This window comes from Nostoc sp. (assembly GCF_036917975.1).
Taxonomy (GTDB): Bacteria; Cyanobacteriota; Cyanobacteriia; order Cyanobacteriales; family Nostocaceae; genus Nostoc.
Genome location: NZ_JBALEJ010000112.1, coordinates 1 through 26938, shown reverse-complemented (window position 1 = coordinate 26938; position 26938 = coordinate 1). Strand labels below are relative to the sequence as shown.

Below are 26938 nucleotides of genomic sequence, written 5' to 3'. Positions count from 1 at the left end.
AGACTATAAGATAGGCTAGTATTTCATCTAAAAATTGATGGTTGTTGGTGTTGCAATTAACAAAACTCTTAAATTGATCAAAGTCTAGTCTAGTATAGAGGCTTTTGGTTGCAAAAGTGTTTGAGGTGTCGTTTGATATCGCTTTCATAAACTTTTAGTATAGATATAAAGAATTATGGTAATATTTGGTTGAATATTGCGAAAACTTTCCATGAGCAAACATCCATTTTAGGGATTTGAAAGTGTTTGAAGTCTGCGTTAATCTGACTAAAAAAATGTAATTATTGTATATATAAAGACAATTCAGGAAAAGTCGGTAACGGATAACAGCATCTATAGGCACTTTTAGATGCCTATAGCGGTTTGCCGAAAAGCTAGGGTAAGTTAAATTGGACACAGAGGGCTGCGGTTAGTTAGGTCTATGCTAATTCAGAGAGTGACATCAAGTGACCATAACCCAGAACCAGAAGTTCCCGTATACTTACTAGATTGTTCCTAATTGCCCAGAAAAACCCTGAAGAAGATATTTGCTTACAAGCCAAAACATGGGTTTGACGTTTTTATGCCTCAATTCTGTGCTTTTCCCATTAGCCGTTACTGTTTGATTGGTTCTAGCTTTGATTTCGAGACTCTTCAGATGTACGGATTTTTTCAAAAATTCAGATATGAGTCCTAAACTTTATTCCCATCTCCAAACAGCTGCTGATTAATGACAACCCTCGAAGAACAATCAGGGGTTGTTAAAATCCCTCAATACTTTAGAGTGAAATAATCAAGCTTTTCTAGAGCTACATTCCTCCTCTCATAGATAAAATTTATATATGAACGCTACACAAGAAAAACTCAAAGATCGGGTAGAACAGGCAATAGTTGCGGCTTTTGGCGCTGACTTCGCTGGAGTAGATCCAATTTTGGTTCCTGCTAGCAATCCTAAATTTGGTGATTATCAGGCGAATGTGGCTTTATCCCTGAGTAAAAAGAAAGGATTGCCACCAAGAGCGATCGCAGGTGCAATTGTTGAGAAACTAGATGTATCCGAAATCTGTGAACCACCGGAAATCGCTGGGCCAGGATTTATCAATCTGAAACTGAAAACAGCATACTTAGAAGCACAACTAAACGCGATTCAAGCTGATCCCAGACTGGGAGTTCCAGCCGCAAAAACGCCGAAGCGGGAAATTGTGGATTTTTCCAGTCCGAATATTGCCAAAGAAATGCACGTCGGACACTTGCGTTCTACAATTATCGGTGATGCGATCGCCCGAATTTTAGAATTTCAAGGACACGATGTACTGCGGTTAAATCATGTAGGTGATTGGGGTACGCAGTTTGGCATGTTAATCGCCTATCTGCGGGAAGTTTACCCAGACGCGCTTACCACTGCTAATGCTTTAGATATTGGTGATTTAGTCTCTTTTTACCGCCAAGCCAAATTGCGGTTTGATGCAGATGAAGCTTTTCAAGAGACTGCACGTCAAGAAGTCGTCAGATTACAAGCAGGCGCAGAAGATACACTCCATGCTTGGAAACTGTTGTGCGAACAGTCGCGGCGGGAATTTCAGATAATTTATGAGTTGCTGGATATCAAGTTAACTGAACGAGGGGAATCTTTTTATAACCCTTTACTAGCTGGCGTTGTGGAAGATTTAGATAAATCTGGGTTACTAGTAGAAAACCAAGGGGCAAAATGCGTTTTTCTAGAAGGTTTTACCAATAGAGAAGGTGAACCTTTGCCCTTAATTGTGCAGAAATCAGATGGCGGTTATAACTATGCCACAACTGATTTAGCATCCCTGCGCTACCGAATTCAGCAGGATCAAGCAAAGCGGATAATTTATGTAACAGATTCGGGACAAGGAAACCACTTTGCCCAATTCTTCCAGGTAGCACGCAAAGCTGGATGGATTCCCGATGATGTGGAATTAGTGCATGTGCCCTTTGGGCTGGTATTAGGAGAAGATGGTAAAAGAATCAAAACTCGTTCTGGAGACAGTGTACGGTTAAGGGATTTGTTAGACGAAGCTGTTTCTCGTGCCCATGCTGACCTAAAAACTAGGTTACAAGAAGAAGAACGCCAAGAAACTGACGAATTTATTAATGAAGTTGCTAGGGTAGTTGGGATCAGCGCAGTTAAATATGCAGACTTAAGCCAAAACCGCACCAGTAACTATATTTTCAGCTACGACAAAATGCTGGATTTCAAAGGTAATACTGCACCCTATATGCTCTACGCTTATGCGCGGATTCAGGGGATTAGCCGCAAGGGTAATATTAACTTTAAAGAGTTGGGAAACAATGCTGTTTTGTTGGAGCATGAAACAGAATTAGCGCTGGCAAAATATTTACTTCAACTGGATGAAGTTATTAGTAGTGTAGAGCAAGACTTGCTACCTAATCGTTTATGTGAGTATTTGTACGAACTGAGTAAAAAGTTTAATCAGTTTTACGATCGCAATCAGGGAGTTCCGGTATTAGAGGCGGAGGAACCGCAGCGTACATCCCGCTTGATTTTATGTGATTTGACTGCTAGAACTCTGAAACTGGGATTATCTTTGTTGGGAATTCAGGTATTGGAGAGGATGTAATATTTTTTAACGCCGAGTTACGCTGAGGTAGCGCAAAGGTACGCAGAGTAAGAGTTAAGTTAAAGCTTCTTTGTTTCCTTTGCGGTTTAAGAACAAACAATATTTGTGTATATTCGCAATCAACAACCAATCATGTTAGATGAACTAGATGCTTTACTTCCTGTACCAGATTTTGCAAGTGAGTTGAAGCTGACGGTGGGAGATTTATTTGGTTGGCTGTTGGAATGAAAGGGAGTAGGGAGTAGGGAGTGGGGAGTAGGGAAACTAAGAAAGCTTTTCCGAAAAGCGGGGTTTCAACCAATATGCGATACAAGGATTTTTTCTCTGACGAGACGCTAGCGCGAACGCGCCACTTGCAGGCGTTAGCGTGTAGCGGGACGTTCGCGGTAGCGTCTCTAAGAGTTGTACGGCTTTAAACCTAAATCGAGGGCTAATTTCTCCCCTACTCCCTACTCCCTACTCCCGCCCCGAAGGGGTTGTAAACCAAATTCTGACCAATTGAATAAGGAAATAGGCCAAGTGCAACAGGTTTTATGGGTAGGAATCGGTTGTAAACGGAGAACATCATGGCAGTTGATTGATGGGGCGATTGAGCAAGTGTTTCGAGAAAATCAACTTTTTACAACTGCGATCGCAGGTCTTGCTACCATTGACACTAAAGCCTCAGAAGTTGGCTTAGTAGAACTTTGCCACCTCCGCAACTTGCCTCTAAAGACCTTTTCTGCGGAAATCCTTCGCTCTGTGTGTGTCCCCAACCCTGCCACAATTACTGACCACAAAGTAGGTACACCTAGCGTAGCAGAGGCAGCTGCTATTCTTGCAGCTTCTCAACTCACATCGTTGACTATTTTTACCTTTACAAACATGGAAGAGTTGCGAGTCAGGTTCCTAGTTCCCAAACAAATTTTCCAGCGACAAGGGCAACCAGGAGCGCTAACTCTAGCTGTTGCCCAAGCTTTAAATACTACTAGTATTACAGAACTTCACTAGTTTTTCTAGTCAACAACTCTCAAAAAATAGTTAATTACGCTAGAAACAATTGCTAGCACAATTGAACCTAACAAAGCAGGTAAAAAGCCTTTAATCTCAAAACCATAACCAGGAGTTAGGGCACTTGCCAGCCAAAGGGTTAAAGCGTTGATCACAAATGTAAATAAACCAAAGGTGAGTAAGGTAATCGGAAACGTCAAAAGACGCAAAATGGGCCTGATAAACGCATTAACAAGCCCGATAACCACTGCTGCAACAAGGGCGACAACAAAATTATTGACAATAAAACCATCAACGATTCTAGAAGTAATCAATAACGCCACCGCAGTACCGAGCCAAGTTAATAAAAAGTGTTGCATAAGTTTTTTTAGAGTAATTAGCAGTAAGTTTAATTAATTTCACTATTGCCATCTGTGATCTGTAACACGATTAGGTGTCTTGTGCTTGACTCCTAAAGTTGCCATCATCTTTTATCGGTCTAAAAGCAATATGAAAAGGAGTCAGAATTCAGAATTCAGAATTCAGAATGCCCTACTCTGTCAAGTCAGGGGTTTCGCTAAGAAAGAATTTAAGATCACGCGCGTTTAAAATCGCTTGCTCTAAACCTCGATTCTCCATCCAGTCGCACATAATCCATTCTGGATTCTGGCTCCTGAATTCTGAATTCTTCTTCTGTAATTTTTCAGTGCTGTCATACAGAGATACTCCTAATCGGTATATCTTTATCGTATTGCAGGATGTACCGCATTAAATTCATAAAAAATGCTCTGAAGCGGAAAACCCCTACAAAGGTTTCTCTAATCCGAGAAATTTCAGTAATTGGGGATTTACAAGAAATAAATTATCCAGTTTTGTACGGTTGGTATTTTGCCCGCGCCTCTGGCCACGGGCGGATGGGACGCTACGTGTAAGTTTGAAGAGTGGGATACGTATATAGTGTCCATATAATTAGCCGTAAAAGGGAGTAGGGAATAGGGAGTGGGAAGTAGGGAAACTAAGAAAGCTTTTCCGAAAAGCGGGGTTTCAACCAATATGCGATACAAGGATTTTTTCTCTGACGAGACGCTGTTCGCGTTCGCGCCAATTGCGGCGTTAGCGCAGCGGGACGTTCGCGGTAGCGTCTCGTAGAGAAGTACGGCTTTAAACCTAAATCGAGGGCTAATTTCTTCCCCTACTCCCTACTCCTTACTCCCGCCCCGAAGGGGGTGTAAAAGAACCTCCCAGGTTGAGCCACCAACTACGCCGTCAGCTTCTAATCCATAGCGCGTTTGTGCAGCTTTCACAGCTGTCTCCGTTGTCACCCCAAAGTCTCCATCAGCATCACCTTTCAATAAACCAAGCTTTTTCAGTTGTTGTTGCAACTTCACAACTTCAGAACCACGTAATCCTATACGCAAAATTGGCAAACCTTCTGAGGTGTATTGAATACCAGGGGTTCGTTTCGTAGTTGTATTTGACTGAGTTCGAGTGGTTGATGTAGTACGATTTGGCGTTTTCTTTGTGCTGGAAGTTGTAGCTTTTCTTGGAGTGGCAGGTCTTGGCTCAGGGGTGGTTGCAACTTGTGTTACAGCTTTCTTTGGGGTAGTAGGTTTGGGTTCAGGGCGAGTCGCAACTTGTGTTACAGCTTGTCTTGGGGGGTTGGGATTTGCAACGTTGGTGAGGTTGCTAGCCTGGGTTGGAACAGGAAAATTTGTAGCTGAGTTAAATCTAGGCTGGGATGAAGGGACGGTTGATGCTACTGCTGCTTCTTTTGGGAAAAGTCGTTGCCAAGTGCTGGCATCAACAATACCATCTGGATTCAAGCCGGCAGCTTGTTTAAATCGGGCAACAGCACTAGCTGTATTCTCACTATATGTACCATCTACGGCACCAGAGTAAAAACCCAAAAGTTTCAGAGCTGCTTGAAGTTCAGATACGCGTTCGCCTTGGCTACCAATTTTGAGGATAGGGCGGTTAATACTATCTCCAGGATTTACTTGAGCAATTTTTTGTGGCGCTGCTATTGATACTACAGCCGTTGAAGCAATCAACAGAGGTGTAGTAGAGAACAAGAGTATTTCAATGGCCGATAAAGATTTAGACCTCTTTGGCCACCAACCCTTTTGCCGTTTTTCCATTCTAAAGCGATTTACAGTTGGGTCTAGTAATTTTAAGTAACTCAAAATACTTTCTGTCAGGCTGCTTTGCATGGAATTTACTCCCAGAATATTCTCATGCTAATGGTACAGCCGCTTGGTCTAAAAAACAGCTGATCATTTATAAGAAGAATTCAGAACTCAGGAGCGGAGCCGGAGACGTTTCCGTTAGCTCCGGTCATAATTCAGTAAGATTAACTTCAGTATTTTTTATGAAATTTAAACTATCTATATATAGGAGTGCGATTTGATTTCTGAAAAAATCTAAGTATCTGTAGGGTGTGTTATGGTCAGGGAAGCAAGCTACGCTTTTAGCCTCTCGTAGAGAGCGTCATTTTGAATTTTGAATTGATTTTGTATTAGTCCAGGTCGTTGGACTTCGTTTGTGTAGCCGCGAATTCTATGAGACTGTTGGTCAATTCACGGTGGGTTTGACAAAGCCAAGAGGATTTCAAGCCGCGCCCCTTGTGGGCGATTAACATTTTTGGGGGAAGGTTCAAGCCCCACCCCTTGTGGGTGGCTCCTCTCCTGCCTCCTGCCTCCTGCCTCCTTGACCCTCACCCCTAAAACATTGGTTTGGCGTTGCTTTCCCGCCCTGAAATAAATTTCGGGCTAATAGCTAAAGTCCGTTTCAACGGACTGAAATCACTGAAATCAGAGTAATAAGGAATGATGGGTTAGACCCCCTATTAATTCGCCAACAGAGTCATTCTATTCGCCAAGGCTTAAGTTGACACGCATGATTCATGAATTGCCCCTACAGTGTGGGTTTTGCGTAATCTTAACCCGCCCAACGCACTGGCTTATCTGCGTCTGGAGTGGTTCGTTTACTTGGTAACTGTTGACAATCAACGAGCAGCGATCGCTGTAGTTCAGAGTTAGTCATTCGCGGTAAGATTATTAAGAATAAATAGCATTTATTTTTGGATATCTACCCATTGCCAGTCATGACCATCACCCTGACAAATAAAGAATCCCAGGAACTTTGGGATGAATCTATCCAAAACAGTCGCCATAACTACCCTTCAGCAGAACTTGATTTTTACTCTCATTTACCTCGGCAACTTGGCAAGGGACAGATACAAGGTTGGGTTGAGGAACGAAACCCAACATTTATCTGGGCCTTGGGTTTACCCTGCGGGAAGGCTGCGCCTACGCAAAGCCTCAACCCAACCTTGTATCTTAGAAATAGTAGTAGACCGTCCCAACCTTGGTCATCATAGACCGCTTCGTAGCATGGGTCACTACAACAATCTCTTTGACAGAACTCGAACAGTCGCCGGGGTCAAAGCTTTAAACACTCTTTTGTTAAAGTATACAGTCTGTATCGGGCAAGGATGAGTGAAATCAAGGGGATGAATTCAAAAGAAAGTACAGAAATTCGTTGAGAGTTAACAATGGAAAATATTTCTCACTTGTGTTGGCATTGATGTGAGTAAAGCTACTCTCGATGTTTATATCCGTCCAATGGGTAAAGCATTGAAAGTTGCTAACACAGTGTTGTTGCAATGCGTCATAATCCAGTTATCAAAGCTTTTTATGAACGGCTTGTTGAGCGTGGTAAATCCAAAAAACTTGCTCTGACCGCTTGCGTTCATAAAATGTTAGTCATTTTAAATGCAATGGTTCGAGATAATTTGCCTTGGTGCATTTCTGATAACTTTAAACCAATTGTTAACACGTAAGGCTTGCAAACGTTTTTATACTTTCTATTAGCCATTGAGCGGATGGCATAGCATCTCTACTGATGCGATCGCATGACTTGGGTAAATTTTTCATGCTCTTTTTTTGCCTCAACGGAAAATCCAGCAACTGAGGAAGATTCTGTGCATCGCAGGAGTGTCTGGTGCGGGCTGTGACTATCTAGACTACATAGCCACAAGCAAGGTATGGTTAACACCTATGATGAAATCTTCGATGCTGCATTGTCATTACCTCCAGGGTTAAGAGCAATGCTTGCTGAACATTTGTTTAAAAGTCTGGATGCTGAAAATCAACTAGAAATTGATGCTCTGTGGACGGAGGAAGCAGAGAAAAGATTTCAAGCCGTTGAACAAGGCGAAGTTACTCTAATTTCTGGTGAGCAGGTGTTGCGAGAACTGCGTTCCAGGAGAAAGTAATGGCTTATGATTTTCATCCTGATGCCAATAGCGATCGCACAATTACTTTTTTTGCTTATCTATGCAACTTCCAAAGATTTTCCTAGCGTTTTTGGCTCCGGGAGAGGTTCACCGTCAGCCAAAGATGATTCAATCAGCATTTCTAAAACTTCCTGAGCATTTTTCAAAGCTTCATCGTAAGTCTCGCCGTGAGTATGACAAAATTCTCCCCATTCAGGAAGACTGACAACAAAACACTCATCTTCATCAGACCACTGAATAATTATCGTGTAGTGAGAATTCATTCTTTTTCTTCCTCTTGAGTATTTTTAATTTTTTCTAACCTTTGAAGTGCATTATTAACGTCTTTCTCTTGGTAAGCTTTAGCATCATTTCCGTCTTTACCTGATATAGTAACTCTCCCAGGTAAAAGAGGATGATACTAATTAGTGTGGCTACCTTTCCCAGGACGGTAACTAAACCCTGCTTGCAGCAATAAGCTTTTGAGTTCTCTGATTTTCTTGGGCATACTCTCAGCTTACATTTTGAATCATTCTCCAGTTTTTTACCCGACCTTCAGCAATATCTTTTTTACCTTTTTCAAAGGATTCAGTAAATCCAGGGATATCAAGCAACTCTTGGGTAGCGTCTTCGCTCTCTTTATCTGCTAGATATGCTAAAAAATCAGCAACCAGTTGTAGGCGTTCTGAAGATAATACATCTAGATATTGGTTGATTTGCTGACGAACTTCTGTGTTGTTCATAATTTTTAGCCGATCTTTTATTCTTAACTTTGAGAATCTTGCTTGCTTTGATTTGCTTGCTCAACGCGTTGTCTAATTGCTTCTTCTGCAATGCGAATATTTTCTTCTATTGGCGTACCGTCTTCAGCTACCATTGGCCCGTACCATGTTGCTTCTGAATCAGGAGGATTACGGCGACTAAACAAGACACGAATAGCCTCATCATCATCTCGATGTGCAACTATATAAGCTTTTAATTCTTTGTTAGTCATTGCTTCAAAGTTCGGTTTCATTTAAAAACCTCCAGTTTCCATTATGGGGTATGATAATTTGAAGATTTTCACCTGCTATTGAGTTCTCTGCTTGTCTTGAGCATATACTCAGCTTACATTTACCCTTCCCACTGCTTTAACTTCTTCTGAGCAAATTCCCGCACTTGCTCATCTGGGTCATTCTCTGCGCGATCGCGCAACAGTGCTAAAGTCTGGGGATGCTGGGGAAATTGCTCAATGATTGCCTTAAGTGCTATTTGCCGGGAAGGAACATTTATGGTATTAGAAAAATAGAAATCCAAATCTATCGAATTAAAGGAATCATCAACAGCACACTCATAAAGAAAATCATAAATTTCAGGATTAGTCTGCCAACTCTTAATCAGTTCTTTCATGACGTTGTGTTTTAGATAGTTGAAATTATCAAGTTGAGCAGATTCTTTGAGGAAAGATAAGATGAAAGATAAAATATTAAGTTGATTTTTCCATCCCTGTGCTAATTCTTGAAGTACTGTATTTTTTACTAGCCAATCATTACTAGACTGAATAAGAGATTTGAGCATTGGCAAAGTATCTGGGTCATCTTTCCAACCTTGCGCTAACTCTTGCACTGCCATAGTTTGTATGCTCTTATCCTCACTAGACTGAGCAAGGGATTTGAGCATTGGCAAAGTATCTGGGTCATCTTTCCAACCTCGTGCTAATTCTCGAACTGCCATAGTCTGTATGCTCGTATCCTCACTAAATTGAGTAAGGGATTTGAGCATTGGCAAAGTATCTGGGTCATCTTTCCAACCTCGCGCTAATTCTTGTATTGCTGCATAGGCAGATGTGTTCTCTCTATATGTGTTCTCTCCATAATGAATAGCTTGAGCAAGAGATTTGAGTGTTGGTAAAGTATCGGGGTCATCTTTCCAACCTTGTGCTAATTCTCGCACTGCCATAGCTGGTATACCTCCATCCTTTCCATTCAAACCATACATAGCTAAAGTTTTTAACCAAGGTAATGTCTCTACGTGCTTACTCCATGTAGTTGTAATGACTGAAACTACCTTAGTATTAATTTTATCGATTAAGTTAAGTAGGTCTGTGTCTGTACAGAGAAAATCTTCTGAACTGTAAGGAACATAATACTCCGCTACTTTTTTTAGATAGTTAAGCAATTTATTGTCAGTCACTGTTATTGTAGAGCGGTTTTTTACATCTAAAATACAATCAGATGCAAGAAAAAGGATATCAGTAAGTTTTTCTTCATAAGCACCTTCATTTAGTCCGTCCTCAAATATTTTAATTAAATGTTCAATAATCTCTCCTGCGAATTTTGATTCAAGACTTCCTGCAATCAAACGTAAAACTTCATACCAACTTTCATCTTGCCAGTGTTTGCCAAAAACTTCATTTTTAAGTTCCTCAATAGTCAACATTTGCGTTTCTTTAAACTGCCAGACAAACTCCCAAGCACAGAAATATTCTAAAAATGTCCGATGTACAAAAGCATAATAATCCGCACCCAGGAAACATAACATAAAGTTGCGAGTCCGCAGTTGATTAATCATCACTCGCGCAGCTTCTCTGGGTTTATCAAATTCTATGGTTTTGAGATAATCAGTCAGAACTTTGACTAAATCATTTTCATTAATCAAATTACCTGCCAAACCTTTCTCACCAGTTTGCATAAGATAAGCAACCTGACGCAGCATCGCTTGCTTATCTTTATAATCAATCGTCTTGGGATCTAACCTCTTATCTTCCATCAAAGCGCGTTCCACATCCCATTGATGCAGCAGTACCCGCGATGCTTGATCGTAAAGTGTAGCTCTATCTCTTGGTAGCTCTTGATTCCGATTAAGAATTGCTATCATCGTCAACAGCAGAGGATTTCCCGCCAATTCTGCAATAGATTTGGAAGCTGCAATTCCTCTTTGTAGCCGTTCCCGTTTTCTCACTTTATCTACTGCATCGGTAAAAGTTAACTCATGCCAACGGTAGATAAAATCCTGAATTTGTTCTGAGTCTAAATCTTGTAAGATAAAGTGGCGAAACTCAGCATTAAGCAATCGTTGCGGTTTATAGCCAATAATCCGAGATGTGACAATTACCTGCACATTAGGATAGTCATTAGTAAAGCGATGAATATCAGTAATTACATCCTCTCGCTTACCAGGGTCAAATACCTCATCCAAACCATCAAACATCACTAAGGCATTACCAGCTTTTAATTGTTTATCTAGTTCAAGCTGATTGAGATGATGAACAGCACCACTACATTGATGAAAAAATTCTAGAAAATTATTGCACTCTTTATCTTCCCGTCGCCGCATATAAGTTCGTAACTCAATTAGCAAGGGAATTGGTAATGAGATAACATTATCCAGTGGAGATTCTGCCCAATTCAAAGCCAGAAATTGCAACAATGTAGACTTACCTGAACCAGGATCGCCCAAAATCACAAGATATTTATAATCTTGCTTTTTATTGACAACATCTAATACTGAACGGATCGGCTGTTCAAAATAAATTCGTTTGTGGCGTTCCAATTCTTCTAATTCGACTTCTGCTTCTACTTGGTCAGTTTCTCGCAACCGTCTAAGATGTTCTTTAGGCAGTTCGTGAACTTGTGGTAAAACTTGATGAGTTTCCCGGACATTTTGAGCAGTAAAAATCCGCCATAACTTCAGTTCATTATAGGCATAGCCGCTAGTATCTAAGCTATCTAACTTGAGATTGCCATATCGTTCGCGGATTCCTTCTTGATATTTAACTAAATTAAAATCTACAAAAACACCAGTAATTTCTTTGGTATTTATTTCAATATCAGACAACTTTTGTAATTCTAGGATATGGTGTAATTCTTTTGAATCTAAAAGAAGTTCTTGGACTTGTGTTAAATACTGTTCTGTAATTGATTGCCAGTTAAACTTAGATGCCAGAGGTTTTAATTGCAGCCTGTTCCAACTATCTTCTAGGGTTTTAGCGTCTAGAGATTCACAATTAATATCAAAAGCCTGACCAAGAATTTCTGTAACTGACTTATCGCTGATAAATTTCTGGATATCTTTGGTGTACTCTTTAATCTCAGCTTCAGCAAGTTTGCAACGAACCTTTAACTGCTGCTGCATGAGTTGCAAAAATTCCTTTAACGCTTTACCAGCAGCAATCTCTATGTCTTCCTTCTTAAGTTTCTGCACAATCTTGCCAGGGATGCCTTTTAATAAATCTTTAGCTCAATCTTTAGCAGCATCCTTGGCTAATTTTTCCAGAATGGGTTTAAAAATCAACCCGGCGGTCTGAGTTACACCCCACATAGCTAACCAGTCCAGCATAATACTCGCTTTTCTTGAGAGTTTGATTACGAGTATATCCACTAGCTGGAGTAATGTTTCCAGATTTCAGGGTATTTGAAGAACCTCTCTCTAAATCTCTCTCCTAAGAGGAGAGAGACTTTGAAATTTCCCCCTTTCTGCGTCGGGAAGGGGGTAGGGGTTAGGTTTGGCGTTGGTTTTTTGGATCAATTGGTAAGTGCGATCGCAATTTTTCCCACAGCACGCCCAGTTTCGCTATAATCATGAGCCGCCGCTAGTTCTTGTAAGGGATATGTGCGATCAATCACCACACGAATTTTACCAGATTCAATCAATTCTTTCAGATAAACTAAATCCTTCGCGTTAGGCTTTTCAAACACCAATTTGGCTTTTTGACCCGGAAGGAACGCTGTTAAGACGATCTCTAAGAAGACTTTCGGGCTGGGTGATGTGGTGATATAAACTCCGTTGGGTTTGAGGACTCTTTTGGTTTCTGAGAGCGATCGCTTACCCACTGCATCAAAGATAATGTCATACTGCGTTGTATCTTCGGTAAAATCTTGCTGCGTATAATCAATCACGCGGTCTGCTCCCAAAGATTTTACCAAATCCAAATTTTTGGTACTGCTAACTCCCGTCACCACTGCCCCTAAAGCCTTAGCAATTTGCACTGCAAAAATCCCTACACCGCCCGCAGCACCATTAATTAAGAGATTTTGTCCTGTTTGAATATTTCCTTGATCTCGCAGCGCTTGCAGAGCCGTGAGCGCTGCTAAAGGCACAGCAGCAGCTTCTTCATAGTTTAGATTTGTTGGTTTAAGCACCGCCAAGTTTTCTGGAACGGCTGCAAACTCCGCGTAACCTCCTCCAGGGAAGCTAGTACTGCCATAAATAGCATCTCCCGGTTTAAAGCGCGTAACACCAGAACCAACCTCTACCACATCTCCCGCCACATCAAATCCCAGAATCTTCGGAAATTTACTGCCGGTAATCAAACTCAACATCCCTTGGCGAATTTTCCAATCAACGGGATTAACGCTACTAGCACGAACTTTCACAAGTAACTGAGTTGGCTCAATTTTCGGCTGTTCCACGTCTTCGTACTGCAACACCTCAGCCGCGCCATACCGACGGATAACCACTGCTTTCATCGCATTCCTCCTGCTACCCTGTTTTGCTGAATGAACTCAGACAGCCTGTTTTTCCTGATAAATCTAGTGTAGCGATTTCCTAAAATAGAAATATCAGTCTAAGACTACACCTGTATGCCAGCTAGAGACATCTATCACAATAGTGTCAAAAATGCTTTGATTAAAGATAAATGGACAATTACTGAATGGCACTAAAAAAAGCCCAAAGGCTTGTGTCACCTCGTTCCCAGCCTCCAGGCTGGGAATGTATTTAAAAGAGGCTCTGCCTCTTGTCAAGCTACTGGAGGCGGAGCCTCCCAGAGTGGGTTCCCAGCCTGGAGGCTGGGAACCAGTCAGAGCAAGGGCTGTATCTTTTCTTAGTGCCATTCGGACAATTACTCATGACCCACTGACTCTTAAATTTGGTAAAAAAGATTTGTATATTGATTTAGGTGCTAGACAACTGTTAGCGGCGCAAAAAGCAGAATCTAAAATTGCAGTTGAAATTAAAAGTTTTACTGGAAGATCAGATGTTGATGATTTAGAAAAAGCATTGGGCCAGTATATTTTATATCAAGATATATTGATTGAATTAGAGCCAGAACGGGTGTTATATCTTGCAGTACCTAACAGTGTTTTTGATGATTTATTTGAAGAACCTATCGGCAAACTATTACTAAAAAATCATCGTTTAAAGCTGATTACCTTTGATCCAAAACAGGAGGTCATCAAACAATGGATTATACCCAATTAGACCACTATCGCCAGGTAATTGAAACTATCCTCAGTGAATATGCTTCACTACCCTATTCCTATGCCAAGATTCAATCAGAAGTGGTGTTTGATCGAACCCGCGTTGGCGCAGCCTCTCTGAAAGAGACTCGCTATTTGTGGATGGATCTAGGTTGGGATGGCGATCGCCGCATTCATGGCTGTCTGGTTCATATTGACCTGATTGATGGCAAAATCTGGATTCAACGGGATGGCACGGAAGAAGGCATTGCCGCCGATTTAGAACGGGCTGGAATTCCTAAAGAACACATTGTTCTGGGGTTTCGTCCACCGGAGTTAAGACCCTACACTGGCTATGCAGTTGCTTAAGGTGCGTAGGCGCAGGCCGCGCAGGCCGTCGTAAACATCGCTCTTTAAAAGTTAACATGGAATATTCTCTTTATTCTTCAGTGGTAAATACAACACCTTCATACAGCAATTCAATTGGACATTCAAACTCAATGCTCGATAAAGTGACGATATCTCCAGCCGTGTAGGGATAGTAAAGCCACATCCTCCCCTCACCCCGACAGTAACGCTCAACGGAGATTTTTTCCGAGTCAATCAAGATATATTCTTGCAAACTGGGGATTGTCAAATAATAAGTGAATTTTTCACCCCGATCTTTCGCGCTTGTACCTGGCGAAAGAACTTCGGCAATCAGCTTGGGATGTTGAATAAATTTGCGGGCATTGAGGTCTTCAGGGTTGCAACTGACAATAACATCAGGATAATAGTAGCGACTCTGGGGAGTGAGTTGCATTTTTACATCTGACACATTCACTCGACAACCTCTGGAGCGCAGATGAGGGTACAAAGGTCTGTAGAGATTTAGCGCAATGTCATTATGGGGAATTGTACCGCCTGTCATGGCAAATACTTCGCCATTGGCATATTCGTAGCGAAGGTCTTGCTGAGGTTCCCATTCCAGATATTCCTCAACTGTCATTTTTGGCGGTTGTTGGGGGATGGCGATCATAACTCAGATTTTTTCAGGGTTGGTTTGATTGTAGCTAAATAGTATCAGCAACAAAGAGCGGTATCTGGATAACCTCTCTCCTAAAAGAAGAAATATTTTAATTTTTGCCCCTTCCCAACACGGGAAGGGGGTTTTTCGTTAAGGTTTGTAGTGAGCAATTCAGAAAATTCATTGCGATCGCATAATCATGTTAGATTATAGTTTGTTGTTTCTCTTAAACACAAAATCCCACAGTTTCTTACCCATCTCCTCATTGTGGGAATGAAAAAAAGGAGTTAAAAGTTAAGTTGTTTGAAAATTATGTGCAGCAACACATCTATTCTTACCAGTTCAAATGGCTTACCAGACAAGACTTACAACCACAACTGAATATGATTGTCAAAGCAAAAATTAAAAAAATATGAATTGCATTTTTACCTTCAAAAAAATGATATGTTAGATACAGAATTGAATTTCGCTTTTTTTCTGGAGTAGAACGATATAGACTACTCCAGTTTTTCACCCTCAAACCCTTGGCATTTATTGCTTTTGACGGAAATTGAGGGCAATCTGAGTACACATTTAAATAACCCAAACCCAGTTTAAATTTAGTTAAAGTTATTGCTGGGATTGGGTTTTGACTGAGTACAAAGAAATCCTGAACCCCCATATATAAACACTAGAACCCCAACCAAAAAAGACTAGAACCCCTACCCGAAAAAAACTTTTTTAATTCTTGTAATGCTTGAATAATTAGGGTTTTTAGTGTTTGAGTACAAAAGTAATAAATCCAATAAATTCTATCCTAGAGAGACGCAATATCTGGCTGGGAGACGGCTGCTATAAATCTTATATCGCCAATCACTTGACGCTCTGAAACAAAACAAAGCGAAAAGTGAGTGGAGGGATGACATAGCACCATGCCTGAAGTGAAGAGAAGTCGCGGCTGTAAGCACTAATTCTACCCAAGAACCGAACGTTGACACACACCAGCCGAACATCAGATATCTATCGCCTGCCTGACTTGCAAACAAGTCGCCCCAACCCAAGGGTTTGCAGGCAGTGTGGAAGACGCGACTTCAATTCTGGGCATGAAAGAGCAGCAACAACATCTCCCACAGTGGCAGCCAAGTCCACCGACCTTTTGCGAAACTCAATGACATCATCGTCTACACGACTCCTCAACTCCAACGCTACGGAATCGCCAACCCAAGCAAAATCAGGTGGTTGCGGCTGTGACAGCACCAGCAGCGCCACCGTGGAAAGGGACGAAAAGCTCCAAGAACGCATTGCTAAACATCCCTGCTACAGCGAAGACGCTCATCACCACTACGCCCGGATGCACGTTGCAGTTGCACCAGCTTGCAACATTCAATGCAACTATTGCAACCGCAAATATGATTGCGCTAACGAAAGCCGTCCTGGAGTAGTTAGCGAATTGCTAACACCAGAAGAAGCTGCACATAAAGCTTTGGTCATTGGTGGTAAGATTCCCCAAATGACAGTTGTGGGAATTGCCGGCCCTGGCGACCCATTGGCGAACCCAGAAAAAACCTTCCGCACATTTGAGTTGATTGCAGAGCAAGCACCAGATATCAAGCTGTGCTTATCAACCAATGGTTTAATGCTGCCAGACTACATTGATCGCATTAAACAATTAAATATAGATCACGTGACGATCACCATTAACATGGTAGATCCAGAGATCGGTGCTAAGATTTATCCTTGGGTTCACTACAAACGCAAGCGTTATAGAGGTCTTGAAGGCGCAAAAATTCTCCACGAAAGACAGATGGAAGGATTGCAAGCTCTGAAAGATGCTGACATCTTGTGCAAAGTCAACTCTGTGATGATTCCCGGAATTAATGACCATCACTTAGTCGAAGTGAATCGAGTCATCCGTGAAAAAGGTGCATTCTTGCACAACATCATGCCATTGATTTCTGCACCAGAACATGGCACACACTTCGGTTTAACCGGTCAACGCGGCCCCACACCCAAAGAACTCAAAGAAGTTCAAGATAACTGCTCCGGTAACATGAAAATGATGCGTCACTGTCGCCAGTGCCGTGCCGATGCAGTCGGATTGTTGGGAGAAGACCGCAGCCAAGAATTTTCTAAAGAGAAGTTCTTAGAAATGGCTCCCGAATATGACATGGAACAACGCGCTACCGTTCACGAAGGAATTGAGAAGTTTAAAGAAGAACTTAAAGTAGCCAAAGATAAGGCGTTAGCTGGTAAGAAAATTGCCAATAGTCCGAAAGTTCTCGTTGCAGTCGCAACCAAAGGCGGCGGATTAGTTAACCAACACTTCGGTCATGCGAAAGAATTCCAAATTTACGAAGTGGGTGGGAATGAAGTTCGCTTTATCGGTCATCGCAAAATTGACCAATACTGCCAAGGTGGATACGGCGAAGAAGCTTCTTTTGACTATATTATGAAAGCGATCGCAGATTGCAAAGCAGTTTTAGTCTCTAAGATTGGTAACAGTCCTCAAGAAAAATTGCAAGAAGCTGGAATACAGGCTGTTGAAGCTTACGACGTGATTGAAAAGGTTGCTTTGGAGTTCTACGAGCAATACGTTAAGGAATTAGGGAATTAGGAATAGGGACAGGGGATTAGGGACTGGGGACTAGGGACTAGGGACTGGGAATTAAGGAAGAATTTTCCCAGTATCCATTACCCATTACCCAGTACCCAATCCCCAGTACCCAATCCCCAGTACCCAATCCCCAAAAGGAGAATAAATCATGGCTTACAAAATTCTTACTAGCCAGTGTATTTCCTGCAATCTCTGTCTAACGGTATGTCCGACAAATGCAATTAAAGTGGTTGACGGACAGCACTGGATTGACCCTGAACTTTGTACAAACTGCGTTGGTAGCATTCATACCGTGGCTCAGTGTAAAGCTGGTTGTCCCACCTGCGACGGTTGCGTTAAGCTGCCTAGCGATTATTGGGAAGGCTGGTTTGCCAATTACAACCGTGTAGTCGCTAAATTAACAAATAAACAAGATTACTGGGAACGTTGGTTTAACACCTATTCTCAGAAATACTCCGAACAGTTGCAAAAGCGCCAACCCCAAATAATTCGTAATTCGTAATTCGTAATTCGTAATTGAAGACAACAATGCAAAATAACTGCATCTATCTTGATAATAATGCTACCACTAAGGTAGACTCAGAAGTTATAGAGGTAATGTTACCTTACCTCACAGATTATTACGGCAATCCCTCCAGTATGCACACCTTTGGTGGGCAAGTCGGTAAAGCAGTGAGAACCGCAAGAGAACAACTTGCAGCCATCCTGGGAGCCGATGAGTCAGAAATTGTCTACACAAGTTGTGGAACTGAGGGAGATAACGCCGCGATTCGAGCCGCACTGTTAGCGCAACCAGAAAAGCGACATATCGTCACTACCCAAGTTGAACACCCCGCAGTACTCAATGTCTGCAAACAATTAGAAACCCAAGGTTATAGTGTTACCTATCTATCAGTAAATCATCAAGGGCAGATGGATCTAGATGAACTAGAAGCTTCCTTGACGGGTAACACCGCCTTGGTGACAATTATGTATGCTAACAATGAAACAGGCACGATTTTCCCGATTGAGCAAATTGGGTTGCGCGTCAAAGAATCTGGTGCTATCTTCCATGTAGACGCGGTGCAAGCAGTGGGAAAAATCCCCTTAAATATGAAGACTAGCACTGTGGATATGTTAACCCTGTCTGGTCACAAGCTGCACGGGCCGAAAGGAATTGGTGCTTTATATATTCGGCGCGGGGTGCGGTTCCGTCCCTTCATGATTGGGGGACACCAAGAACGCGGACGTAGGGCGGGAACAGAGAATGTTCCAGCAATTATCGCCTTGGGCAAAGCTGCGGAACTAGAACTGTTACACTTAGAAGAAGCGATCGCAAAAGAAAGAAAGCTGCGCGATCGCCTCGAACAAACTTTACTCGCTACAATTCCCAATTGTGTAGTCAACGGTGACGTTACGCAGAGATTGCCAAACACCACAAATATCGGTTTCAAGTACATCGAAGGTGAAGCAATTCTACTGTTATTGAACAAATACGGTATCTGTGCATCATCCGGTTCTGCTTGCACCTCCGGTTCTCTGGAACCTTCCCACGTCCTGCGGGCAATGGGCTTACCCTACACAACTTTGCACGGTTCTATCCGCTTCAGTCTTAGTCGCTACACCACAGAAGCCGAAATCGATCAAGTAATAGAGGTAATGCCCAGTATTGTAGAACGTTTACGCGCCCTCTCACCCTTCAAAAATGATGATGCAGGTTGGTTGCAAGGACAAGAACAAGCACTAGCGCATCGGTAGAGACTAGGAATTTTAGATTTTGGATTTTAGATTTTAGATTGAAATCCAATCCAAAATCCAAAATCTAAAATCCAAAATTGCCTGCCAATCCCCCAATCTACAATCCAAAATCTAAAATCTAAAATTCATTATGTGGGACTACACCGATAAAGTATTAGAACTGTTTTACGATCCCAAAAATCAGGGAGAAATTGAAGAAACGGGCGAAGCTGGAGTTAAGGTTGCAACGGGTGAAATCGGCAGCATTGCTTGCGGCGATGCTCTGAGATTGCACCTGAAAGTGGAAGTAGAATCTGATAAAATTTTAGATGCCCGTTTTCAAACCTTTGGTTGTACTAGTGCGATCGCATCTTCTAGTGCATTAACCGAAATGGTTAAAGGTTTAACCTTAGATGAAGCTTTGAAAGTGTCCAATAAAGACATTGCAGATTACCTGGGTGGTTTACCAGAAGCAAAGATGCATTGCTCTGTCATGGGACAAGAAGCGCTAGAAGCCGCTATCTATAATTATCGTGGCATTCCTCTAGCTACCCACGATGATGATGATGAAGGTGCATTAGTTTGCAGTTGCTTTGGCATCAGCGAGTCTAAGATTCGCCGCGTGATTCTAGAAAATCATCTCACGGATGCCGAACAAGTAACAAATTATGTAAAAGCTGGTGGCGGATGCGGTTCCTGTCTGGCGAACATTGATGATATTATTAGATCAGTTCAACAGGAATACGCCTCACCTGCTCTCAACAATTACGGCGTACAAGTTGCCACAGAAATTGTTACATCTAAGGAACGATCGCTAACCAACGTCCAAAAGATTGCTCTAATTCAAAAGGTTCTTGATGAAGAAGTCAGACCCGTACTCATTGCAGATGGGGGAGATGTAGAACTCTATGATGTCGAAGGCGATCGCGTTAAAGTTGTACTGCAAGGTGCTTGCGGTTCCTGTTCTAGTAGTACAGCAACTCTGAAAATTGCGATCGAAGCCAGATTACAAGATCGTGTCAGCAAGAGCCTTGTAGTCGAAGCAGTTTAGGAATTGCTGTAGGACTTATCGTATTCTACAAATACGCCCTAATATGCATTCAGCCAGGAACAGAAAGTAGGATTTGAATTGAATCATTGTCTCCACTCAATGCTTCATCCCAATTCGCCAAAAGAAAGATACAGATTGAAATCTAACTTATCTTTTTTACGAATTACGTAGACACCCAAAGGATCGCTCCCCCCAAGGTATTACGAATTACGAATTGGTATCAGTCCTACCACTATTACGGCTAACAGCATATAGGCAAAAAGATTAAGCGCCTACTTGCAAATTTCATCATCTAACTCGCTTCAAAGGAACAGAATATGAGTACATTGTACGACAACATTGGCGGACAACCAGCTATTGAACAAGTAGTAGATGAACTCCACAAACGCATTGCCACAGACAGCCTCCTCAGTCCCGTTTTTGCTGGTACAGATATGGCGAAGCAACGCAATCATCTAGTTGCTTTCTTAGCTCAAATATTTGAAGGGCCAAAGCAATACGGCGGTCGTCCAATGGACAAAACCCACGCAGGATTGAATTTACAGCAACAACACTTCGATGCGATCGCCAAGCATCTCGGCGAAGCAATGGCTGTGCGTGGAGTGTCACCAGAAAACACCAAAGCTGCACTAGATCGCGTCACAAATATGAAGGGCGCTATTTTGAACAAGTAATAGGACTTATGCATTGATTGTTGACAAATAACAACATCAAGTCCTATTGAATCTTGCAAGCTGAAACACATTATGACGTATTTGTAAATTGCGTAATTTTCTTTGTTCTTTGTCAAAACAAATGACAAAGGACAAAGGACAAAAAACCAAAAGAAAAAATTTTTAACGAGGAAGATCGATGTACTTACTGTCAATAATTTTGGCTGTGGAGCGATCGCCCCCAGCAGGCATTTATGCCAACTGTACCAACGATGCTCTACACGCGCTCACTACTGTCGCTCAACTGGCGTGAACGCAACTGACAAACGCGCATACCCACCAACCAACCAATTGCAGGGAAATACGAATCATGACAGAAGAAAAGATTAGACAGATAGCTTTCTACGGTAAGGGCGGTATCGGTAAATCTACCACTTCCCAAAACACCTTAGCAGCTATGGCAGAAATGGGTCAACGCATCCTCATCGTCGGTTGCGACCCTAAAGCTGACTCCACCCGTTTGATGCTGCACAGCAAAGCTCAAACAACCGTTCTTCACCTCGCAGCAGAACGTGGTGCAGTAGAAGATATCGAACTCGAAGAAGTAATGCTAACCGGTTTCCGTGACGTTCGTTGCGTAGAATCTGGTGGACCAGAACCCGGTGTAGGTTGCGCCGGTCGTGGTATCATCACCGCCATCAACTTCTTAGAAGAAAACGGTGCTTACCAAAACCTAGACTTCGTATCTTACGACGTATTAGGTGACGTTGTGTGCGGTGGTTTCGCAATGCCTATCCGTGAAGGTAAGGCACAAGAAATCTACATCGTTACATCAGGTGAAATGATGGCGATGTATGCTGCTAACAACATCGCTCGTGGTGTTCTTAAATATGCTCACACAGGCGGTGTGCGCTTGGGTGGTTTGATTTGTAACAGCCGTAACACTGACCGGGAAATCGAACTAATCGAAACCTTGGCAAAACGGTTGAACACCCAAATGATTCACTACGTACCCCGTGACAACATTGTTCAACACGCTGAATTGCGCCGCATGACTGTTAACGAATACGCACCCGAAAGCAACCAAGCTAACGAATACCGGACATTGGCTACCAAGATCATCAACAACACAAACCTAGCTATTCCTACACCTATCGAAATGGAAGAACTAGAAGAATTGTTGATTGAATTCGGTATTCTCGAAAGCGAAGAAAATACTGCTAAGTTGGTTGCTCAGACTGCTGCTGAAGTTTAGTCTAAGTAGCCGCTAAGAAATAACGCTTTAGCACAAGGAAAAAGGAAGAGTTTCATATCTTCCCTTTTATCCTCTCTCTCTTCCATCTCCCCCCTAACCTTAGAGGGGACTCCTAGTCCCCCTATGCCCCCATCCTTACGAGTCACAGAGGCTAAGTATGACACCTCCAGAAAATCAAAACATCATCGAAGAAAGAAAAGAGCTAATTAAAGAAGTTCTCAGTGCTTATCCTGAAAAAGCTGCTAAAAAGCGCGAAAAGCACTTAAACGTATACGAAGAAGGTAAGTCCGATTGCGGCGTTAAGTCTAACATCAAATCCTTGCCTGGGGTAATGACCGCTCGTGGTTGTGCTTACGCCGGTTCTAAAGGTGTGGTTTGGGGCCCTATTAAGGACATGATCCACATCAGCCACGGGCCTGTAGGTTGCGGTTACTGGTCTTGGTCTGGTCGTCGTAACTACTACATCGGCACCACAGGTATTGATACCTTTGGTACCATGCACTTTACCTCTGACTTCCAAGAAAGAGATATCGTGTTTGGTGGTGACAAGAAACTCGTCAAGCTGATCCAAGAACTTGATGTACTTTTCCCCCTCAACCGTGGTGTTTCCATTCAATCTGAATGCCCCATCGGTCTAATTGGGGATGACATCGAAGCAGTTGCTCGGAAGACATCGAAAGAAATCGGCAAGCCAGTTGTACCCGTGCGTTGCGAAGGCTTCCGGGGTGTTTCTCAATCTTTGGGACACCACATCGCTAACGACATGGTTCGTGACTGGGTATTCACCAGATCCGACCAAGCGAAAAAAGACGGTACACTCAAGTTTGAAGGTACTCCTTATGATGTAGCCATTATTGGTGACTACAACATCGGTGGAGATGCTTGGGCTAGCCGCATCCTGTTAGAAGAAATCGGCTTGCGCGTAGTCGCTCAGTGGTCTGGTGATGGCACCATCAACGAAATGTTGATGACCCCCAATGTGAAGATGAACCTCATCCACTGTTACCGGTCGATGAACTACATCAGCCGTCACATGGAAGAAGCTTATGGAATACCCTGGCTAGAATACAATTTCTTCGGCCCCACAAAGATTGCTGAATCTTTACGGGAAATTGCTTCTAAGTTTGACGAGACAATCCAAGCAAACGCAGAGAAAGTCATCGCCAAGTATCAGCCAACAATGGATACGATTCTTGAGAAGTATCGCCCCCGCTTGGAAGGTAAGACCGTTGCCATCATGGTTGGTGGTCTACGTCCTCGCCACGTTGTCCCAGCTTTCCAAGATTTGGGAATGAAGATGATTGGTACTGGTTATGAGTTCGCTCATAATGACGACTACAAACGTACCACTGGCTACATCGAAAACGGCACCATCGTTTATGACGACGTTACCGCTTACGAATTCGAGGAATTTATCAAAGCCCTCAAGCCCGACCTTGTAGCCTCTGGTGTGAAAGAGAAGTACGTCTTCCAAAAGATGGGTCTTCCTTTCCGTCAAATGCACTCTTGGGATTACTCCGAACCTAGCGATGCCTCCGGCGGGCTACGCACCAACGCTCCTCAACATTATATAATGCAAGGTTTTTTGGCGGTGGGAGAAAAAAGAGTCTATTTCTAGCCTAAATACAAGTTGCAGGGTTATTTAGGAAGAATTTGTTTTGATACTTTAGATAGTATAACTCTTATGGAGTCTGGTTTTGAGATTTTGCTTGCATTTTGCTTAAAGAATAACTGTAAAATGAAAGACTATTTATAATGACGATTTTTTAGATTAAATGGTGCGATCGCATAATCCAGAGACACAATCAACATACTCAAATACGTCTTTATAGACTGCACAACCAACGAGAAATAGATGCAACTTGGTTTTCTTGATTTAGGTTAGCAGCGTTACTGAGAGTGCCATTTTCCAATTGATTCCAGATTTCGCCTGCCATCCTTCTAGCAATCGCTGATCCTACGAAGAAAGTCAGAGGTGAATGCCCTACCCTGGAAAATGCATCACGTATACGATTTAGTGCTGCTTGTGCAGTTTTCCAATGTTCATCTGCGCCTGCGGGATCTATACCCCCTTTAAGTTCACCAAGGGCGATAACGTATGGTGCAACTACAGATGGTTCAATGGCGCTAGATTTGTTGGCTGCTAATTCTGCTGGGGCTAAGTTAAACAAACATAGATCCACATTACTTCTAACTAGCGGGACAGTCAGGTTATAAATTAGTGTGCGATTACCAATCTCGCTTTCCCAGCTTATTCCTCGTAAAGATAACTCAATTTCTGAGTCATTATTTGTCATGGCTATCCACTTTTTACTCTTTGAGTTTTGCCAGTGGTATCTTGTGCCTGCGATCGTGAGAGTGGAGAGAATTGCACGAGTCAGCTTTCTTTGTGCCAACGCGCCTCCAACATTTCGCATTGAGCCACCAAGTGTATCACCACGAGTCAGCAAAAATCTAAAAACCAATTCCTCTGGAAAGTTTGCACCTGCTGGTTCAAGAAAATTTTTGATCAGACCATTTATAGCTTCCACTTTATCCTCTGACATCAGGTGCGCTAGAGATTTATCAGATAAGCCTGCCGCAGTTAACAGTCCCATTTCAATGCCCTTAATCTTTAGTAATTCAATAGGATTCTCAGCTTGAGCAGCAGCTTCTTTAAGCGCCCTTGCTTCTGCGACGAATGGCGTAGCACGTCGATTTTTCTCCAGGGCAAGAGCTACAAAACCTGCACGGATTGCTTCATAAGTTGTTATCAGATCATCAATAGATTGAAGATGATTACGATAGGAACACATAAGAATTCGAGTTATGGCTTTTTCCACACATAAACGCACTTTCGCAATGGATCGCGTCCATGATTTCCCATTTGCTGGCTACTATTACCTTTATCACTTGGCAAAACAAGAATATTTTCAATCACAAAACCTAGTTGTTCAGCAAAATCAGAGAGGATCATATCGACTGAAATGCTTGCGCCTGCATAACGAACATTGTCGTTAACCATAAATAAAAGTGCCCCTGGTTTAAGAACACGAAAACATTCTTGTATTACACACGCCATCTCATAAAAATATCCTCTAACCATTCTTGGTATATTATTATTATTCAACACACCCTTTGCTTTTTGGTTATCTAGATATTTCAAGATAGCCTGCAACAAATTGTGTGAATCAGCAATAGTTAAAGCTCTTTTCCAGTCTGAGTTGATAGTCAATAAATCTTTGGGGCGATTTTCAACTGTACAACTTAGCATTTCCTGACGAAGGTTAATTAACTCTTTTTCGGAAATACCAAGTAGAGCTAGTTCTAATGCATAAGTGCGAGTATAGTCGTATCGATTGCAATAGGGTGGGGATGTAATAATTGCATCATATACGGAATTCGCTAGGTGCGGCATAATCTCAAGACAAGATCCTCCATAAAGATGTATTTTACCTTGAGAATTTTTAATTGGGAAAAGCTCAATTTGTTGTGTAGAGGGCAGTAAATCATCAATAATTTCACTGATTTTATTGGCGATCGCATTATCAAACTCTAGAATTTCGCCTTTATTGAAAGGTTTCTTGCCCTGTCCACGACCAGAACGATAATCCCAACGGAGGTACTGTCCATCTTTACGTGTGTAACTTATAGATTCTAAAACGCACAGTAAGACAAAGTTTAAAACTGCTTGTACTCTACTATTCTCTTGTTTACAAGCTTCAAGATACTGCTCAATTGCATTTCTAGTTAGTTCAGGATAAGCCCCTTTTGTAATTCTCAATTCGGGTAAGTGTTTTTTCTGTTCATGCTGCCTCCAAACCTGTAATTTTGACCAATATTTTATACTCTCGAAATCTTCAGGAGTGAATTCATAATCTAAAATCTTTTTAGCATTAATTATTTGTTGACCAATAGGTAATAATTCAATACCGTCAGAATTAATCCCAGCTTCCCTAACAGCAAATAGTGCAGTTCCACTGCCTGCAAATGGGTCTAGAACCTTGCCTTGAGTAATTTTATATTGTTGCAATAGATATTCTATAAGAGATGCAGAAAAAGCTTCTTTGTATTTATACCATCGATAGATAGGTCTAGTTTTGTTAGCTTGAAAACTAACTATAAGTCGCGTCAATGAAGGATGAACCAAAAATTTATTCTGGAAGCGCTGATACAGTTGCCTATCAAGGTTGTCAATTTCATCTAAACCATCACTTTCCACTTCCGACACGGTACTGGAGACACTTGCTAGGCTGATCACAGAGAAATTTTCCTAGAGAATTTAACTAGTCAAGTTAGTATAGTTCTAAATTTTAGGGGTAGATATATGATTAGCCCAAACTTTACAAAAAGTCACTGTATATTTAAAAATAGTGTGCAAAATGCACAAGAAGTAACCCCTTGTAGTGATGTCTGCGACGAGCTACGCCTAAGCCCTCACTCGACAATAAACTAGGCGATGTCTACGACGGGCTGCGCCTACGCATTAAACACTTAAGCTTGAAAACGTAGTTGTTGGAGCGATGTCTACGACGGGCTACGCCTACGCACTTGGGCAATAGTTTCAAAGTCACGATCATTGTGAATCAAAAGTAAGTTATTTTCGGCGTTGCATAATAGAGGGATGAATTGAGGTTTTCTACTGTGTATTGTCCATACTGTGATTCTACTGAGATTAGAAAAAACGGTAAACGAAG

At 42.1% G+C, this 26938-nt stretch carries 25 protein-coding genes and 3 pseudogenes; 16 read left to right on the top strand and 12 right to left on the bottom strand.

The genetic code is table 11. The features are described 5' to 3' along the window. Positions 1-821: 821 nt before the first annotated feature. The 3 genes from argS (at position 822) to V7K76_RS33460 (ending at position 3575) form a co-directional block, all read left to right on the top strand. The gene (gene argS, locus V7K76_RS33470) at positions 822-2585 is read left to right on the top strand and encodes an arginine--tRNA ligase (RefSeq protein ID WP_334778779.1); all 1764 of its coding nucleotides are present in this window, start codon (positions 822-824) and stop codon (positions 2583-2585) included. 105 nt (positions 2586-2690) lie between these two features. Further along, positions 2691-2813, top strand: a complete 123-nt coding sequence (locus tag V7K76_RS33465; RefSeq protein ID WP_334778778.1) for a hypothetical protein — start codon at positions 2691-2693, stop codon at positions 2811-2813. Positions 2814-3104: 291 nt separating this feature from the next. Next, positions 3105-3575: a cobalamin biosynthesis protein gene (locus V7K76_RS33460; RefSeq protein WP_334778777.1), complete on the top strand. Its 471-nt coding sequence runs from the start codon at positions 3105-3107 to the stop codon at positions 3573-3575. Between the two features lie 5 nt (positions 3576-3580). On the opposite strand, the gene V7K76_RS33455 is transcribed toward V7K76_RS33460, so the two are convergent. Continuing rightward, positions 3581-3934: a phage holin family protein gene (locus tag V7K76_RS33455; RefSeq protein WP_334778776.1), complete on the bottom strand. Its 354-nt coding sequence runs from the start codon at positions 3932-3934 to the stop codon at positions 3581-3583. A 378-nt stretch (positions 3935-4312) separates the two neighbouring features. Between V7K76_RS33455 and V7K76_RS33450 the strand changes: the two genes are divergently transcribed. Then, positions 4313-4486 carry a hypothetical protein gene (locus tag V7K76_RS33450; protein ID WP_334778775.1) on the top strand — a complete coding sequence of 58 codons (174 nt, stop codon included), beginning with the start codon at positions 4313-4315 and terminating at the stop codon, positions 4484-4486. A gap of 267 nt (positions 4487-4753) precedes the next feature. Here the strand turns inward: V7K76_RS33450 and V7K76_RS33445 are convergent, their stop codons facing one another. Continuing rightward, positions 4754-5764, bottom strand: coding sequence for a peptidoglycan-binding protein (locus tag V7K76_RS33445; protein ID WP_442936255.1), 1011 nt, complete (start codon positions 5762-5764; stop codon positions 4754-4756). A 936-nt stretch (positions 5765-6700) separates the two neighbouring features. Between V7K76_RS33445 and V7K76_RS33440 the strand changes: the two genes are divergently transcribed. The 3 genes and pseudogenes from V7K76_RS33440 (at position 6701) to V7K76_RS33430 (ending at position 7830) form a co-directional block, all read left to right on the top strand. Continuing rightward, positions 6701-7051: a hypothetical protein gene (locus tag V7K76_RS33440; RefSeq protein WP_335030419.1), complete on the top strand. Its 351-nt coding sequence runs from the start codon at positions 6701-6703 to the stop codon at positions 7049-7051. A gap of 155 nt (positions 7052-7206) precedes the next feature. After that, positions 7207-7395: pseudogene (locus V7K76_RS33435) on the top strand (IS110 family transposase); the annotation flags it as partial. Between the two features lie 204 nt (positions 7396-7599). Continuing rightward, positions 7600-7830 carry an addiction module protein gene (locus V7K76_RS33430; protein WP_322641350.1) on the top strand — a complete coding sequence of 77 codons (231 nt, stop codon included), beginning with the start codon at positions 7600-7602 and terminating at the stop codon, positions 7828-7830. Between the two features lie 59 nt (positions 7831-7889). On the opposite strand, the gene V7K76_RS33425 is transcribed toward V7K76_RS33430, so the two are convergent. The 7 genes and pseudogenes from V7K76_RS33425 to V7K76_RS34760 all read right to left on the bottom strand — a co-directional run bounded on the left by V7K76_RS33425 (position 7890) and on the right by V7K76_RS34760 (position 13643). Beyond that, positions 7890-8114, bottom strand: coding sequence for a type II toxin-antitoxin system HicB family antitoxin (locus V7K76_RS33425; protein WP_292721692.1), 225 nt, complete (start codon positions 8112-8114; stop codon positions 7890-7892). After that, positions 8111-8338 (bottom strand): annotated as a pseudogene (locus V7K76_RS33420) (type II toxin-antitoxin system HicA family toxin). Before V7K76_RS33420 ends, V7K76_RS33425 begins: the two are co-directional and overlap by 4 nt. Before the next feature lie 4 nt (positions 8339-8342). After that, positions 8343-8573 (bottom strand): hypothetical protein, encoded by a 231-nt coding sequence (locus V7K76_RS33415; protein ID WP_334778773.1) that lies wholly within the window; start codon positions 8571-8573, stop codon positions 8343-8345. Positions 8574-8596: 23 nt separating this feature from the next. Continuing rightward, on the bottom strand, positions 8597-8845 hold the full coding sequence (locus V7K76_RS33410) for a DUF6887 family protein (protein ID WP_334778770.1): 249 nt from the start codon (positions 8843-8845) through the stop codon (positions 8597-8599). A 98-nt stretch (positions 8846-8943) separates the two neighbouring features. Continuing rightward, positions 8944-12147 (bottom strand): annotated as a pseudogene (locus tag V7K76_RS33405) (HEAT repeat domain-containing protein). A gap of 185 nt (positions 12148-12332) precedes the next feature. Next, the gene (locus V7K76_RS33400) at positions 12333-13277 is read right to left on the bottom strand and encodes an NAD(P)-dependent alcohol dehydrogenase (protein WP_334778768.1); all 945 of its coding nucleotides are present in this window, start codon (positions 13275-13277) and stop codon (positions 12333-12335) included. A gap of 93 nt (positions 13278-13370) precedes the next feature. Next, positions 13371-13643 carry a hypothetical protein gene (locus V7K76_RS34760; protein WP_442936257.1) on the bottom strand — a complete coding sequence of 91 codons (273 nt, stop codon included), beginning with the start codon at positions 13641-13643 and terminating at the stop codon, positions 13371-13373. Between V7K76_RS34760 and V7K76_RS33390 the strand changes: the two genes are divergently transcribed. Together V7K76_RS33390 and V7K76_RS33385 are read left to right on the top strand one after the other, a co-directional pair. Further along, a complete protein-coding gene (locus V7K76_RS33390; RefSeq protein WP_442936256.1) occupies positions 13579-14010 on the top strand; it encodes an element excision factor XisH family protein in 432 nt (143 codons plus the stop codon). The two genes, V7K76_RS34760 and V7K76_RS33390, sit on opposite strands and share 65 nt — an antisense overlap. Further along, entirely contained in the window at positions 13992-14357 is a 366-nt protein-coding gene (locus V7K76_RS33385; RefSeq protein ID WP_334778766.1) for a XisI protein, read from the top strand. Before V7K76_RS33390 ends, V7K76_RS33385 begins: the two co-directional genes overlap by 19 nt. Before the next feature lie 70 nt (positions 14358-14427). Here the strand turns inward: V7K76_RS33385 and V7K76_RS33380 are convergent, their stop codons facing one another. Then, a complete protein-coding gene (locus tag V7K76_RS33380) occupies positions 14428-15006 on the bottom strand; it encodes a Uma2 family endonuclease (protein WP_334778765.1) in 579 nt (192 codons plus the stop codon). 1135 nt (positions 15007-16141) lie between these two features. Here V7K76_RS33380 and nifB point away from each other — a divergent pair. The 7 genes from nifB to nifD all read left to right on the top strand — a co-directional run bounded on the left by nifB (position 16142) and on the right by nifD (position 23880). Beyond that, entirely contained in the window at positions 16142-17587 is a 1446-nt protein-coding gene (nifB, locus tag V7K76_RS33375) for a nitrogenase cofactor biosynthesis protein NifB (RefSeq protein WP_334778787.1), read from the top strand. A gap of 148 nt (positions 17588-17735) precedes the next feature. Beyond that, positions 17736-18089 (top strand): 4Fe-4S binding protein, encoded by a 354-nt coding sequence (locus V7K76_RS33370; RefSeq protein ID WP_334778764.1) that lies wholly within the window; start codon positions 17736-17738, stop codon positions 18087-18089. 26 nt (positions 18090-18115) lie between these two features. Next, positions 18116-19324, top strand: a complete 1209-nt coding sequence (nifS, locus tag V7K76_RS33365) for a cysteine desulfurase NifS (RefSeq protein ID WP_334778763.1) — start codon at positions 18116-18118, stop codon at positions 19322-19324. 130 nt (positions 19325-19454) lie between these two features. Further along, a complete protein-coding gene (gene nifU, locus V7K76_RS33360) occupies positions 19455-20354 on the top strand; it encodes a Fe-S cluster assembly protein NifU (RefSeq protein WP_196511238.1) in 900 nt (299 codons plus the stop codon). Positions 20355-20671: 317 nt separating this feature from the next. Then, positions 20672-21028: a globin domain-containing protein gene (locus tag V7K76_RS33355; protein WP_334778762.1), complete on the top strand. Its 357-nt coding sequence runs from the start codon at positions 20672-20674 to the stop codon at positions 21026-21028. A 349-nt stretch (positions 21029-21377) separates the two neighbouring features. Then, positions 21378-22262: a nitrogenase iron protein gene (gene nifH / locus V7K76_RS33350; protein ID WP_334778761.1), complete on the top strand. Its 885-nt coding sequence runs from the start codon at positions 21378-21380 to the stop codon at positions 22260-22262. Positions 22263-22419: 157 nt separating this feature from the next. Beyond that, positions 22420-23880, top strand: coding sequence for a nitrogenase molybdenum-iron protein alpha chain (nifD, locus tag V7K76_RS33345; RefSeq protein WP_334778760.1), 1461 nt, complete (start codon positions 22420-22422; stop codon positions 23878-23880). Between the two features lie 208 nt (positions 23881-24088). Here the strand turns inward: nifD and V7K76_RS33340 are convergent, their stop codons facing one another. Together V7K76_RS33340 and V7K76_RS33335 are read right to left on the bottom strand one after the other, a co-directional pair. Continuing rightward, the gene (locus V7K76_RS33340; RefSeq protein ID WP_334778759.1) at positions 24089-25057 is read right to left on the bottom strand and encodes a type II restriction endonuclease; all 969 of its coding nucleotides are present in this window, start codon (positions 25055-25057) and stop codon (positions 24089-24091) included. A gap of 11 nt (positions 25058-25068) precedes the next feature. Next, positions 25069-26502 (bottom strand): DNA methyltransferase, encoded by a 1434-nt coding sequence (locus V7K76_RS33335; RefSeq protein WP_442936254.1) that lies wholly within the window; start codon positions 26500-26502, stop codon positions 25069-25071. Positions 26503-26938 lie beyond the last annotated feature (436 nt).

What these genes read in the sequence shown, in the direction of transcription:
- V7K76_RS33430 (WP_322641350.1), top strand. Translation starts at nt 7,600, where the DNA reads ATGGTTAACACCTATGATGAAATCTTCGATGCTGCATTGTCATTACCT.
- nifS (WP_334778763.1), top strand. Translation starts at nt 18,116, where the DNA reads ATGCAAAATAACTGCATCTATCTTGATAATAATGCTACCACTAAGGTA.
- nifD (WP_334778760.1), top strand. Translation starts at nt 22,420, where the DNA reads ATGACACCTCCAGAAAATCAAAACATCATCGAAGAAAGAAAAGAGCTA.
- V7K76_RS34760 (WP_442936257.1), bottom strand. Translation starts at nt 13,643, where the DNA reads ATGGCACTAAGAAAAGATACAGCCCTTGCTCTGACTGGTTCCCAGCCT.
- V7K76_RS33440 (WP_335030419.1), top strand. Translation starts at nt 6,701, where the DNA reads ATGAATCTATCCAAAACAGTCGCCATAACTACCCTTCAGCAGAACTTG.
- V7K76_RS33340 (WP_334778759.1), bottom strand. Translation starts at nt 25,057, where the DNA reads ATGTGTTCCTATCGTAATCATCTTCAATCTATTGATGATCTGATAACA.
- nifB (WP_334778787.1), top strand. Translation starts at nt 16,142, where the DNA reads ATGACATCATCGTCTACACGACTCCTCAACTCCAACGCTACGGAATCG.
- V7K76_RS33425 (WP_292721692.1), bottom strand. Translation starts at nt 8,114, where the DNA reads ATGAATTCTCACTACACGATAATTATTCAGTGGTCTGATGAAGATGAG.
- V7K76_RS33450 (WP_334778775.1), top strand. Translation starts at nt 4,313, where the DNA reads ATGTACCGCATTAAATTCATAAAAAATGCTCTGAAGCGGAAAACCCCT.
- V7K76_RS33415 (WP_334778773.1), bottom strand. Translation starts at nt 8,573, where the DNA reads ATGAACAACACAGAAGTTCGTCAGCAAATCAACCAATATCTAGATGTA.
- V7K76_RS33455 (WP_334778776.1), bottom strand. Translation starts at nt 3,934, where the DNA reads ATGCAACACTTTTTATTAACTTGGCTCGGTACTGCGGTGGCGTTATTG.
- argS (WP_334778779.1), top strand. Translation starts at nt 822, where the DNA reads ATGAACGCTACACAAGAAAAACTCAAAGATCGGGTAGAACAGGCAATA.
- V7K76_RS33355 (WP_334778762.1), top strand. Translation starts at nt 20,672, where the DNA reads ATGAGTACATTGTACGACAACATTGGCGGACAACCAGCTATTGAACAA.
- nifU (WP_196511238.1), top strand. Translation starts at nt 19,455, where the DNA reads ATGTGGGACTACACCGATAAAGTATTAGAACTGTTTTACGATCCCAAA.
- V7K76_RS33445 (WP_442936255.1), bottom strand. Translation starts at nt 5,764, where the DNA reads ATGCAAAGCAGCCTGACAGAAAGTATTTTGAGTTACTTAAAATTACTA.
- V7K76_RS33400 (WP_334778768.1), bottom strand. Translation starts at nt 13,277, where the DNA reads ATGAAAGCAGTGGTTATCCGTCGGTATGGCGCGGCTGAGGTGTTGCAG.
- V7K76_RS33385 (WP_334778766.1), top strand. Translation starts at nt 13,992, where the DNA reads ATGGATTATACCCAATTAGACCACTATCGCCAGGTAATTGAAACTATC.
- V7K76_RS33380 (WP_334778765.1), bottom strand. Translation starts at nt 15,006, where the DNA reads ATGATCGCCATCCCCCAACAACCGCCAAAAATGACAGTTGAGGAATAT.
- V7K76_RS33410 (WP_334778770.1), bottom strand. Translation starts at nt 8,845, where the DNA reads ATGAAACCGAACTTTGAAGCAATGACTAACAAAGAATTAAAAGCTTAT.
- nifH (WP_334778761.1), top strand. Translation starts at nt 21,378, where the DNA reads ATGACAGAAGAAAAGATTAGACAGATAGCTTTCTACGGTAAGGGCGGT.
- V7K76_RS33370 (WP_334778764.1), top strand. Translation starts at nt 17,736, where the DNA reads ATGGCTTACAAAATTCTTACTAGCCAGTGTATTTCCTGCAATCTCTGT.